At 51.8% G+C, this 12,217-nt stretch carries 11 protein-coding genes and 3 tRNA genes; 10 read left to right on the forward strand and 4 right to left on the reverse strand.

Annotated elements, in window-relative coordinates:
• The first annotated feature begins 62 nt into the window (after positions 1 to 62).
• From alaS to luxS, 8 genes are all read left to right on the forward strand, one after another.
• Positions 63 to 2,690, forward strand: coding sequence for an alanine--tRNA ligase (alaS, locus tag BTJ39_RS21515; RefSeq protein ID WP_078004774.1), 2,628 nt, complete (start codon positions 63 to 65; stop codon positions 2,688 to 2,690).
• Positions 2,691 to 2,932: 242 nt separating this feature from the next.
• Positions 2,933 to 3,118, forward strand: coding sequence for a carbon storage regulator CsrA (gene csrA / locus BTJ39_RS21520; RefSeq protein ID WP_013574027.1), 186 nt, complete (start codon positions 2,933 to 2,935; stop codon positions 3,116 to 3,118).
• Between the two features lie 311 nt (positions 3,119 to 3,429).
• Positions 3,430 to 3,522 (forward strand) — tRNA-Ser (locus BTJ39_RS21525).
• A gap of 6 nt (positions 3,523 to 3,528) precedes the next feature.
• Positions 3,529 to 3,605, forward strand: a tRNA-Arg gene (locus BTJ39_RS21530).
• A 44-nt stretch (positions 3,606 to 3,649) separates the two neighbouring features.
• A tRNA-Arg gene (locus BTJ39_RS21535) sits at positions 3,650 to 3,726 on the forward strand.
• Positions 3,727 to 3,985: 259 nt separating this feature from the next.
• Positions 3,986 to 4,552, forward strand: a complete 567-nt coding sequence (yqaB, locus tag BTJ39_RS21540; protein ID WP_078004784.1) for a fructose-1-phosphate/6-phosphogluconate phosphatase — start codon at positions 3,986 to 3,988, stop codon at positions 4,550 to 4,552.
• Between the two features lie 198 nt (positions 4,553 to 4,750).
• The gene (gene gshA / locus BTJ39_RS21545) at positions 4,751 to 6,349 is read left to right on the forward strand and encodes a glutamate--cysteine ligase (protein WP_078004775.1); all 1,599 of its coding nucleotides are present in this window, start codon (positions 4,751 to 4,753) and stop codon (positions 6,347 to 6,349) included.
• Positions 6,350 to 6,501: 152 nt separating this feature from the next.
• Entirely contained in the window at positions 6,502 to 7,017 is a 516-nt protein-coding gene (gene luxS / locus BTJ39_RS21550; RefSeq protein ID WP_078004776.1) for an S-ribosylhomocysteine lyase, read from the forward strand.
• 102 nt (positions 7,018 to 7,119) lie between these two features.
• On the opposite strand, the gene bamE is transcribed toward luxS, so the two are convergent.
• From bamE to nadK, 3 genes are all read right to left on the reverse strand, one after another.
• Positions 7,120 to 7,467, reverse strand: coding sequence for an outer membrane protein assembly factor BamE (bamE, locus tag BTJ39_RS21555; RefSeq protein WP_078004777.1), 348 nt, complete (start codon positions 7,465 to 7,467; stop codon positions 7,120 to 7,122).
• Positions 7,468 to 7,666: 199 nt separating this feature from the next.
• On the reverse strand, positions 7,667 to 9,328 hold the full coding sequence (gene recN, locus BTJ39_RS21560; protein WP_078004778.1) for a DNA repair protein RecN: 1,662 nt from the start codon (positions 9,326 to 9,328) through the stop codon (positions 7,667 to 7,669).
• An 85-nt stretch (positions 9,329 to 9,413) separates the two neighbouring features.
• The gene (nadK, locus tag BTJ39_RS21565) at positions 9,414 to 10,292 is read right to left on the reverse strand and encodes an NAD(+) kinase (protein ID WP_078004779.1); all 879 of its coding nucleotides are present in this window, start codon (positions 10,290 to 10,292) and stop codon (positions 9,414 to 9,416) included.
• 121 nt (positions 10,293 to 10,413) lie between these two features.
• Between nadK and grpE the strand changes: the two genes are divergently transcribed.
• Entirely contained in the window at positions 10,414 to 11,010 is a 597-nt protein-coding gene (gene grpE, locus BTJ39_RS21570; RefSeq protein WP_078004780.1) for a nucleotide exchange factor GrpE, read from the forward strand.
• A 35-nt stretch (positions 11,011 to 11,045) separates the two neighbouring features.
• On the opposite strand, the gene ung is transcribed toward grpE, so the two are convergent.
• Positions 11,046 to 11,729 carry a uracil-DNA glycosylase gene (gene ung, locus BTJ39_RS21575; protein WP_078004781.1) on the reverse strand — a complete coding sequence of 228 codons (684 nt, stop codon included), beginning with the start codon at positions 11,727 to 11,729 and terminating at the stop codon, positions 11,046 to 11,048.
• 182 nt (positions 11,730 to 11,911) lie between these two features.
• Between ung and BTJ39_RS21580 the strand changes: the two genes are divergently transcribed.
• Positions 11,912 to 12,217 (forward strand): helix-turn-helix domain-containing protein (locus BTJ39_RS21580; RefSeq protein WP_139356346.1); only part of this gene is annotated, 306 nt, incomplete at its 3' end.

Genomic DNA, 12,217 nt, shown 5'->3' on the forward strand with positions numbered 1-12,217 from the left:
ACAGCCAGACCCGGGTACTCAATGGCCCACGAACGCTATATTAGCGTGATTTCAGGACATCTATGAGCAAGAGCACCGCGGAGATTCGTCAGGCGTTTCTCGACTTTTTCCATAGCAAGGGCCATCAGGTTGTAGCAAGCAGCTCCCTGGTACCTAATAACGATCCCACTCTGCTTTTTACTAACGCAGGGATGAATCAGTTTAAAGACGTTTTTCTTGGCCAGGATAAGCGCAACTATTCGCGGGCGACAACGTCGCAACGCTGCGTGCGCGCCGGCGGCAAGCATAATGATTTAGAAAACGTTGGCTATACCGCGCGCCATCACACGTTCTTCGAAATGTTAGGTAACTTCAGTTTCGGTGACTATTTCAAGCAGGAGGCGATTGCCTTTGCCTGGGAACTGTTGACTGCCCCGCAGTGGTTTAATTTACCCAAAGAACGCCTGTGGGTGACGGTCTATGAGACCGATGATGAAGCCTATGATATCTGGGCGAAAGAGATCGGCGTACCCGCCGAGCGCATTATTCGCATTGGCGATAATAAGGGCGCCGCTTATGCATCTGACAACTTCTGGCAGATGGGTGACACCGGACCTTGCGGCCCATGCTCTGAAATCTTTTACGATCACGGCGACCATATCTGGGGCGGTCCTCCGGGCAGCCCGGAAGAAGACGGTGACCGCTATATCGAAATCTGGAATATCGTGTTTATGCAGTTCAACCGTCAGGCTGACGGTACGATGCAACCCTTGCCGAAACCTTCAGTTGATACCGGCATGGGACTTGAGCGCATTTCAGCTGTCTTGCAGCATGTAAATTCTAACTATGAAATCGATCTGTTCCAGAAGCTAATTAACGCGGTTGCTGAGGTGACCGGCACCTCGGATTTAACCAATAAATCTTTGCGCGTTGTGGCCGACCATATTCGCTCCTGTGCGTTTCTGGTGGCTGATGGCGTTATCCCATCCAATGAAAACCGTGGTTACGTACTGCGCCGTATCATTCGTCGCGCGGTGCGCCATGGCAATATGCTGGGCGCAAAAGGCACGTTCTTCTGGAAGCTGGTCGCCCCCCTGATTGACGTGATGGGCGGTGCGGGTGATGACCTTCAACGCCAGCAGGCGCAGGTAGAACAGGTGCTGAGGAGCGAAGAGGAGCAGTTTGCTAAGACCCTTGAGCGTGGCCTTGCTTTGCTGGATGATGAGTTGGCGAAGCTGAAAGGTAACGTTCTTGATGGTGAAACGGTTTTCCGCTTATACGATACCTTTGGTTTCCCGGCCGATTTGACGGCGGATGTTTGCCGTGAGCGTAATCTGAAAATTGATGAAGAGGGATTTGAGCGCGCGATGGAGCAACAGCGCCAGCGTGCTCGCGATGCCAGTGGGTTTGGCGTTGATTATAACAGCGTGATTCGGGTCGATGAATCGACTCGTTTCAACGGCTACGAGCAGCTTGAAGGCAATGCAACCGTCAAAGCCATCTTTGTTGATGGCAGCGAAGCAAAAGAGATTTCCGCGGGCCAGCAGGGCGTAATAATCCTCGATCAGACGCCGTTTTATGGTGAATCAGGCGGCCAGGTTGGTGATACCGGTACTTTGCAGGGTAGCAACGCGCAGTTTATGGTAAGCGATACCCAGAAATATGCTCAGGCGTTTGGCCATATTGGAAAACTCGTCAGCGGTCATCTGAAAATTGGCGATCGCCTTGATGCCCAGGTCGATGCCGCCCGACGCGCGCGCATTCGTCTTAATCACTCGGCAACCCATTTGCTGCACGCCGCGCTGCGCCACGAATTGGGCGAGCATGTGGCACAGAAAGGCTCATTGGTTAACGATAAATATCTGCGCTTCGATTTCTCACATTTCGAAGCGATGAAACCAGAAGAAATTCGCCGGGTTGAAGATATGGTTAACGAACATATCCGCCGCAATCATGCGGTGACTACCCATATTATGGCGCTGGAAGATGCCAAAGCGCAGGGGGCGATGGCGCTATTTGGCGAGAAATATGACGATCGCGTCAGGGTGCTTAGCATGGGTGATTTCTCCACCGAGCTTTGTGGCGGAACGCATGCCAGCCGTACTGGCGATATCGGTCTGTTTCGTATTGTTAGCGAGCAGGGTACCGCGGCTGGTGTACGTCGTATTGAGGCGGTTACCGGCGAAGGTGCGCTCAGGCAGGTACATTCGCAGAGTGAACAACTGCATGATGTAGCCCAGTTACTAAAAGCCAACAGCAGCAATCTGACTGATAAAGTTAAAGTGATGATTGAACATGCGCGTTCGCTTGAAAAAGAACTGCAGCAGCTGAAAGACCAGCAGGCCGCCCATGAGAGTGCTTCACTTGGTAGCAACGCTATCGATCTTAACGGCGCAAAATTGTTGGTGAGCCAGCTGGATGGTACTGATCCGAAAATGCTGCGCACAATGGTCGACGATCTGAAGAATCAGCTGAAATCGGCAATCATCGTGCTGGCAACAGTTTCAGAAGGCAAAGTTTCTCTGATCGCTGGGGTGACCAAGGATCTGACCGATCGCGTTAAAGCGGGTGAGTTAATTTCAGAATTAGCTCAAAGGGTCGGCGGTAAAGGTGGCGGACGCCCGGATATGGCTCAGGCCGGAGGCAATGACGTTCAGGCGCTGTCAGGGGCACTTGCCAGCGTTGAATCCTGGGTTAAAGCAAAGCTGTAACACTATAAGAAACGTACTGGGTGGTACGTGATAAGGCGCTTACTATAGCATGCCGCCTGTTGCGTACCCGTAAACAAAGTCAGGTGGTTGTTACGTATTTCGGCTAAACTATGTATCAGCAGAATGTATTGGTGTGAGGATGCACTTTTGGTGTATTTGTCATAAGCTACATTAAGCGTTATTTGATGGATAATGCCGGGAGACGGTAAACCCGACTCTATTAATCTTTCAAGGAGCAAAGAATGCTTATTCTAACTCGTCGAGTTGGTGAAACCCTCATGATTGGCGATGAGGTGACTGTAACGGTCCTGGGCGTTAAAGGTAACCAGGTGCGCATTGGGGTTAATGCGCCAAAAGAAGTGTCTGTTCACCGCGAAGAGATCTATCAGCGTATTCAGGCTGAAAAGAGTCAGCAAACGAGCTACTAACCTTATTCCACGCCTCGCAAAGTCATTGCGAGGCGCTGCTTTATCGGTATCCCTTCTGGTTTTCGCTTTTTTTCCTTTTCCGAACATTTTTCTCTGGCGCAGGCGGGTAGCAGACAGGCTACAGCCCGTAAGTTCAGTGTTGATTATTCAATCTTTTTGTCGGCAAATTATTCTGATTGCGTGGCTTTTGTGCAATCAAACTCACCGGGGGAAAAAATGTTTGACTTATAAGTGCGGGAAAGTAATATGTGCGCCACGCAACGCCGATGAACAGTTTCAAGTTCAGACGCGAAACGTTTCAGAGTCAGTGTGGTGAGGTGGCCGAGAGGCTGAAGGCGCTCCCCTGCTAAGGGAGTATGCGGTCAAAAGCTGCATCGAGGGTTCGAATCCCTCCCTCACCGCCATTTGATGCATCCGTAGCTCAGCTGGATAGAGTACTCGGCTACGAACCGAGCGGTCGGAGGTTCGAATCCTCCCGGATGCGCCATACTCTGGTAGTTAAAGCAGTTTGCAGTGAAGTTAAATAGTTGTGCATCCGTAGCTCAGCTGGATAGAGTACTCGGCTACGAACCGAGCGGTCGGAGGTTCGAATCCTCCCGGATGCGCCATCCTTACCCATACCTGATAGTAAGTTCTGCCTGACCGGCCGGTTTACTTTCCTGAGTGAGCTATCTACAGGCTGCTCGGCAAATTCTTAATTCTCATCTTTTTATTTCTCCTGTCTAAGGCATTTTCCCTCCCTGACACGTTGATTACGCATAAAAAATCCCATGCTAAGCATAAGGCATTTGCTGATCCATGCCGACGGCGACAATACAGGCCAAGTAAGTTAAAGTATGCTCTCGTTTAAGCAGGGAGCAGAGGATGATGTACGATCGCTACGCAGGCCTGATATTTGATATGGACGGCACCCTTCTGGATACGGAACCAACTCACCGTAAAGCATGGCAGGTGGTGCTGGCCCGCTACGGTATGCGTTTTGACGAACAGGCGATGGTTGGCTTAAACGGTTCGCCTTGCTGGCGTGTCGCACAGGCTATTCTCTCCTGGCATAACGTCGAGCAGGATCCTCATCTGCTGGCGCGTGAAAAAACCGATATGGTTAAAAGTATGCTGATGGAGACGGTTCAGCCGCTTCCTCTGGTCGAGGTGGTTAAGCGCTACAAAGGCCGTCGTCCGATGGCCGTTGGTACTGGCAGCGAGCATGCAATGGCTGACGCTTTATTGCGCCGTCTGGATTTGTATGACTATTTCGACGTCATCGTCGGCGCGGATGATGTTAAGACCCATAAACCTGAACCGGAAACTTTTTTGCGCTGCGCGCAGCTTATGGGCGTGCAGCCAGAGCGCTGCGTGGTATTTGAAGATGCTGATTTTGGCGTTCAGGCTGCCCGGGCGGCCGGAATGGACGTGGTGGATGTTCGTCTGGTGTAAATTGCCCTGGTAACAAAAACTATTGATGCACAGCAACCGTACGGCAGCCAGGTACAATATGGCTGCGGTATCATATTCGGCGGCCTGATGATTGCGACTGCAGGATGTCAGCAGCAGTAATCATGGTCGCAATAATTAGTTTAAAGAGCTTGGGATAGCTGCATCAATTCGCTAAACCCTCATGCTGCGGTTAACATTATGCGTAATAAAAATAAATTTCTCACAGAGCGGGAGGTCACATTGATCCCGGATGTATCACAGGCGCTTTCCTGGCTGAAAGCAAACCCGGAAGCATTGAAGGGCATTGGGCGAGGCGTTGAGCGCGAGACCTTACGCGTGCAGGCGGACGGACACCTTGCTGCAACCAGGCATCCTGAGACCCTCGGCTCGGCGCTGACGCACAAATGGATTACTACTGATTTTGCTGAAACGCTGCTGGAGTTCATTACGCCGGTTGACGGTGACGTAGATCATTTGCTGGCTTACCTGCGTGATATCCACCGCCACGTCGCGCGTGAGCTGGGTGAGGAGCGCATGTGGCCCCTCAGCATGCCTTGCCTGATTGAGCAAGGGCAGCCTATTGAGCTGGCGCAGTACGGCAGTTCCAACATTGGTCGAATGAAAACGCTCTACCGTTCCGGATTGCAGCATCGCTATGGTGCATTAATGCAAATTATTTCCGGGGTGCATTATAATTTTTCGCTGCCGCTCGGATTCTGGCAGGCATGGGCGGGCGTAAAAGATGCGGAAAGTGGCAAAGAGGCTATTTCCGCCGGCTATCTGCGCGTTATTCGTAACTATTATCGTTTTGGGTGGATAATTCCCTACCTGTTTGGTGCATCGCCTGCGGTATGCCAGTCTTTTCTCCAGGGCAAAGAGAGCACGCTGCCGTTTGAGAAACACAACGGCATGCTTTATTTGCCCTATGCCACTTCGCTGCGCCTGAGCGATTTGGGCTATACCAATAAATCACAAAATAACCTGGGTATTACCTTTAACAATCTTGATGCCTATGTAGAAGGGCTAAAGCGCGCGATCAAAACGCCTTCAGATGAATTTGCCGCTATCGGGATTAAAGACGAGCAGGGCAACTGGTTGCAGCTCAACGATAACGTACTGCAGATTGAAAATGAGCTCTACGCGCCGGTACGGCCAAAGCGAGTTACCCATCCGGGCGAAGCACCTTCCGATGCGCTTTTGCGCGGCGGCATTGAATATATTGAAGTTCGCTCATTAGACATAAATCCTTTCTCGCCGATTGGCGTTGATGCGAATCAGGTGCGTTTCCTCGACCTGTTTTTGATTTGGTGTGCGCTGGCTGACGCGCCGGATATGAGCAGTGAAGAGCTGCTCTGTACGCGCAAAAACTGGAACCGGGTCATCCTTGAAGGGCGCAAACCGGGCCTGCTGATGAGTATCGGCTGTGAGGAAAGCCAGCGTCCGCTCGCGGAGATGGGCAAAGCGCTGTTTGAAGATTTCCGCTCTGTCGCCCGCATCCTCGACGAACAGCAGGGTTCAAATGATTACCAGCAGGTATGTGATTTGTTGGCGGCCTGCTTTGATGATCCCGAGCTGACCTATTCAGCGCGCATTCTTCATGCGATGAAAGATACCGGGATTGTCGGGACGGGTCTGGCCTTAGCTGAGCAATACCGCCACATGCTAACGGAAGAGGCGTTTGAAATTCTGACGCCCGACAGCTTCACTGAGGAAGCTAAAAACTCATGGGCGAAGCAGAAAGACATTGAAGCGAGTGATACACTTAGCTTTGAAGACTATCTGGAAAGCAGAAAATAGAAAAAGAAAAGGCCACATCACTGTGGCCAAACTAACATCTCTGTTGACAGGGATGAGATGATGATAACAAATGCGCGTCTTTCATATAGTCAGACTGGCGGTGATCGTAAAAGTTCACCGTTTTATAAATAATTTTTAGCTGAGGTGACCAAATGCCATTGCTGGACAGTTTTACCGTTGACCATACCATCATGGCCGCACCCGCTGTGCGTGTAGCAAAGACCATGAAAACTCCTCATGGCGACACCATCACCGTTTTTGATTTGCGCTTCTGCAAACCGAACAAAGAAGTGCTGCCTGAGCGCGGCATTCATACCCTGGAACACCTGTTTGCAGGATTTATGCGTAATCACCTGAACGGTAATGGCGTGGAGATCATTGATATCTCCCCGATGGGCTGCCGTACGGGTTTCTATATGAGCCTGATTGGCACGCCGGATGAAAAGCTTGTTGCCAGCGCCTGGAAAGACGCGATGCGCGACGTTCTTAAAGTAACCGATCAGAATAAAATACCGGAGCTGAATGAATATCAGTGCGGTACCTACCAGATGCATTCGCTTGATGAAGCCAAGGATATTGCAAATCATATCCTGAGCCATGACGTTGGCGTTAATCACAATGAAGATCTGGCGCTGCCGAAAGATAAGCTGAAAGAGCTGCATATCTAGCTTATCCGACGTTTTGCCAGATAGTCAGAAGCCCGGGGAGCGGGTCGCTATAAGCGATCTACTCCCGGGCTTCCGTTTTTCCTGAGGCTAAAACCGTTGGAATCAGCTTTTCTGGCCGGTCAGGCGAGGTCGGTTATCGATGCCGGTCAGAATACCGCTGCTATTAAAAGTCAGCTTCAGCGTTTGCTGGGTAACCGGCTCGTGGCCTGGCTCCTGGCGGAAAACATAATACCAGGTGCTGCTGCCGAAAGGATCGCGCATCATCGGAGAGCCGAGCGTATAGGCTACCTGCTGTTGTGTCATACCTGTATGAATTTTAGCTACGTCATTCGCGACCAGGAAGTTGCCCTGGTTGATATCAGGACGATACACCACGCGTTCCAGTGTAGAACAACCCGCAGTCATCATCAGAAGTACCGCCGCAGCAGCAGTTAGCGTTTTACAGCGCATATCAATTACATTCCTTTTTGGGCAAAAGCGCCTGGTACATCAGGCTGGTGTTCTGGCGAATGAACCAGCGAATAAGCTGCCGATGATAATAAACCTTTTGGCAGTTGGAAACCTCTTCAGCGTATCCATGAGACTCTGACTGTGGAAAAAAGTGCCATGAGGGCGATAAAAAGCACGCTGTCTGCTTATTAAAGCATCATTATGCAGCCAGCAGTTCGCGTGCATTCGCCAGAGTATTGCGCGTGACTTCACTGCCTCCCAGCAAGCGGGCAAGCTCCTGCAGGCGAGACTTTTTATCAAGCATCTGCATATGCGTTTCTGTCATTTCACCATCGGTTTCCTTACTGACGAAAAAGTGAACGTGACCGCAGCCGGCAACCTGAGGTAAATGGGTAACACACATCACCTGGGTAGATTCGCCAAGCTGGCGCAGCATTTTGCCTACTACGGCGGCGGTGGGGCCGCTGATACCGACATCGACTTCATCAAAAATTAACGCCGGAGCATCCATTTTGCGGGCGGTAATAACCTGAATTGCCAGTGCGATGCGAGACAGTTCGCCGCCGGAGGCAACTTTTGCCAGCGACTGTAATGGCTGGCCCGGATTGGTCGATACCAGAAAATCGATGCGATCGGCGCCCTCTGAGGTTAAGCGCTCGGGATTATGGCTTACCTCAATTTGCAGCTTGCCGTGCGGCATGGAGAGCTGATTAATACTTTCGCTTATCAGCTCGCTCAGCTCTTTGGCATAGTGCCGACGGCGCTGGTGGAGAGTAGCCGCGCAGCGTTGCGTTGCCTGATGATAATGGTTAACCGCCTCGCTGAGGTCGCTTTGCGTTTGCTGTTGCTGTTCCAGCGCATTTTGTTCCGCCAGTAGCTGCTGGTGCAGGGAGGGCAGTTCTGCCGGCGTGACGTGATGCTTCCTTGCCAGCAAGACGTAACGGGAAAGACGCTGCTCCAGCTCATGCAGGCGATTAGGATCCAGATCGAGGCGGTCGCAGTAATGTCGCAGCTCGTCAGTCGCCTCAGTGAGCTGGATCGCGGCTTCTTCCAGCATAGTCAGTACGCCGCTGAGCTTGTCATCGAGTGCGGTCAGCTCGCTTACGCTCTGGCGGGCAGCATACAGCAGGCTTTGCAGCGTATTTTCATCGCCTTCCGCCATGAGCTGCAGCGTTTGTTGGCCTACCGAAAGCAGCTGGCCACTGTTCGCCAGCCGCTTGTACTCTTCGTCAATTTGCTCATATTCACCGTTTTGCGGTGAAAACTCATTCAGCTCTTTTAACTGATAATGTAATAGCTCGCGCCGCGCTTCGCGCTCCTGCATTTGCTGCTGGTGCTGAGCCAGTTCGCGACAGCTTTGATACCATGTCTGGTAGGTGCTGGCCATTTCATCCATCAGGTCGGATTCACCGATGTAGGCATCCAGCAGCTGTTTCTGATACTCGGGCTTAAGCAATAGCTGGTGCATATGCTGCCCGTGAATTTGAATCAGCATCTGCCCCAGCTCGCGCAGCTGTGACAAGGGCACGGCGGTGCCGTTAATAAAGCCGCGCGAACGTCCGTCGCTGTTGATGACGCGTCTTAGCAGGCATTCACTGCCGTCATCGAGCTGGTTTTCACTTAGCCAGCGCTGCGCAGAGGGGGTGTCTTTTAACAAAAAGCGGGCACAAAGATCGGCGCGGCTGGCTCCCTGACGCACCATGTCCGCTTCGGCGCGTCCTCCGAGGCAGAGCCCCAGCGCATCGATAGCTATAGATTTACCTGCGCCTGTTTCACCGGTTATGACGGACATCCCCTGCTGAAAATCGATATCCAGCTCACGGACGATTGCAAAATTACTGATGGTCAGTTGTGCCAGCATGGTGTGATTCCTGTATAAAAACACATGTATGCTTTTTCATACAGTATACCCTGTGTTTTTATACAGTAAAGAGGGCGGGTTAAAATTAAAACAGTTTTTTTGACCAGCCTAACTTTGAGCTAAGGGTATTGAAATAATTGTAATTTTTTGGATGGATAAGGTTGAGGCGATCCTCACTGCGCCGGATCAGTACGTCTTCGCCTTCCTGGATCGGCAGGGCAATCTGACTGTCACAGCTGATTTCCAGGTCGCTTCTTATATGTGAAAACCGCAGGCGAATGGTGCTGCTGCTATTAATCACCAGAGGACGCGCGGAAAGGGTATGCGGGAACATGGGGACTAAAACGATAGCATCAAGGGAATGCGTCAGGATAGGCCCGCCAGCGGAAAGAGAATAAGCGGTAGAGCCGGTTGGCGTGGAGATTATCAGGCCGTCAGAGCGCTGAGAAAAAGCAAAGTTTTCATCAATATATACTTCAAACTCAATCATATGTGCGACTTTGCCGGGATGCAGTACCACCTCGTTGATGGCGGCGCCAAGTCGTGGCGCACTCTCTTTGCGACAAACCTGGGCTTCGAGCAGAAAGCGTGATTCGACAAAATACTCGCCCTCAAGTACATCGGCCAGCTGCTGCTGCGCATTGTCCGGATCGAGATCGGTCAGAAAACCAAGATTGCCGCGATTGATGCCGATAACTTTAATATTGTAGCGCGCCAGCACCCGCGCCGCGCCCAGCATATTACCATCGCCGCCGACCACCACCGCCAGATCGGCCTGTTGACCAATTTCGGATAACGAGCCGGTTCTGACATTGCTCAGGTTGAGCTCGCGCGCAATTTGCTGCTCAATTATCACCTCGTAGCCTTTGCTGGTGAGCCAGCGATAAAGCATTTCATGAGTGGTGAGCGCCGTGGGATGGCGCGGGTGTCCTACTATGCCGATGCAGGTAAAGTGCGTATTCATCAGGCTGGTATTCCTCTACTGGACAAATGACCCGACATTGAGACGGAGTCCCTTGAAACCGCGATTCTGATCCCCATAATAAGCGAACCAGCGAGAATTGAGCACAAACGCGGAGAAATTCATGAGTAGTAAAGAACAGAAAACACCAAACGAGCAAGTCTCAGATGATATTGAGATGGAACAAACCCGGCCGGAAACCGCAAGCGCAGAAAGCGATGAGACTGCAAGTGAAGTGGATCCGCGCGACGAACGCATTGCTGAGCTGGAAGCTCAACTGAGCCAGGCTCAGGGCGGCGTTCGTGAGGCGCAGCTGCGCGCCCAGGCTGAAATTGAAAATATCCGTCGTCGTGCCGAACTGGACGTTGAGAAAGCACACAAGTTTGCGCTGGAAAAGTTCTCTAACGAACTGCTGCCGGTTATTGACAGTCTTGAACGCGCGCTGGAAGTGGCTGATAAAGAAAATCCCGAGCTGGCCGCGATGATCGAAGGCGTTGAGTTAACACTGAAATCACTGCTATCGGCGGTGGGTAAATTCGGCGTTGAAGTCGTGGGCGACGTTAAGGTTCCTTTCAATCCGGACGTGCATCAGGCGATGTCGATGATGGAATCTGATGAAGTAGAACCAAACCATGTGCTTATGGTTATGCAGCGCGGCTATAGGCTGAATGGCCGCTTGCTGCGTCCGGCGATGGTTGCCGTCTCAAAAGCAAAAAGCTGAGTACGACCTCCCGTCGTTTTGTCGGGAGGTTTTTTTCAGGCCTCGGGCAACTGGGGCATCCAGTCAATCGGCGTTTCCCCCTGTTTCTCCAGCCAGGCGTTTGCCTGCGAGAAATGCTTACAGCCCAAAAATCCACGATGCGCTGACAGCGGCGAAGGATGTGGCGCCTGCAGGACGTGGTGGCGCTGTCTGTCGATCATGCTGCCTTTTTTCTGCGCATGCGAACCCCAAAGCAAAAACACCACGCCTTCACGATGTTCATTAATGGAAGCGATAACCTTGTCAGTAAAGGTTTCCCAGCCAAAGCGCGCGTGCGAATGGGCCTTACCGGCCTCGACGGTCAGCACGGTATTCAGCAGCAGCACCCCCTGACGCGCCCAGCTTTCCAGATAACCATGGGCCGGACGTGAAAAATCGGCAATGTCCGTCTCCAGCTCTTTGTACATATTCACCAATGACGGTGGCGGCGCAATTCCAGGGCGGACTGAGAACGAGAGTCCATGGGCCTGGTTAGGGCCGTGGTAAGGGTCCTGTCCGAGAATAACGACTTTTACCGCGCCGAGTTCCGTATAGCGAAAAGCATTGAATACATCTTGCTGGGGAGGGTATACCGTCATTCCATTCGCGCGTTCCTGTGCGACGGCATTCATGGTCTCAATGAAATAGGTCTTTTCTTTTTCGCTGGCCAGCACATCATGCCAGGTAAGTGCATTTACCATTGCCGTTTCCTCGTCAAATTACCGACCGTTAGCTTAGCGATAATTGTTTCAGGCGAAAACCCTAAAAAAAATTGAAATTTTATTGTTTTTATTAGGCGACAATTACCCCGTCCGATTCGCGACAATTACTCTGGCCTGTTTGTAACCTTAGCGTCCCGTTTTTTCCCCACCCGGGAGAGGTTGTGGCGCTGAATATCAGGCAGGTCAGTTTTTACATGACTCAACGTAATAAAGGTCTTACCCAGGAAGCCGCTGCGGCTACTGCGGGCATCTCGGTCCGTTCAGGCCGGCGTATTGAAAAAGGACAGTGGCAACCGTTCGGGGAGCGACACTGGCGGACCCGCCAGGATCCTCTGGAGGATGTCTGGCTGAGCGACATTCTTCCCTTACTTGAATCCCGGCCGCAAATCTCGCCGGCAACGGTTCTTGAGTATCTGCAGGAGAAATATCCGGGCAAATATCCTGATAAGCTGCGCAGGACGTTACAG

The organism is Izhakiella australiensis, from assembly GCF_002006995.1.
Classification (GTDB): Bacteria; Pseudomonadota; Gammaproteobacteria; order Enterobacterales; family Enterobacteriaceae; genus Izhakiella; species Izhakiella australiensis.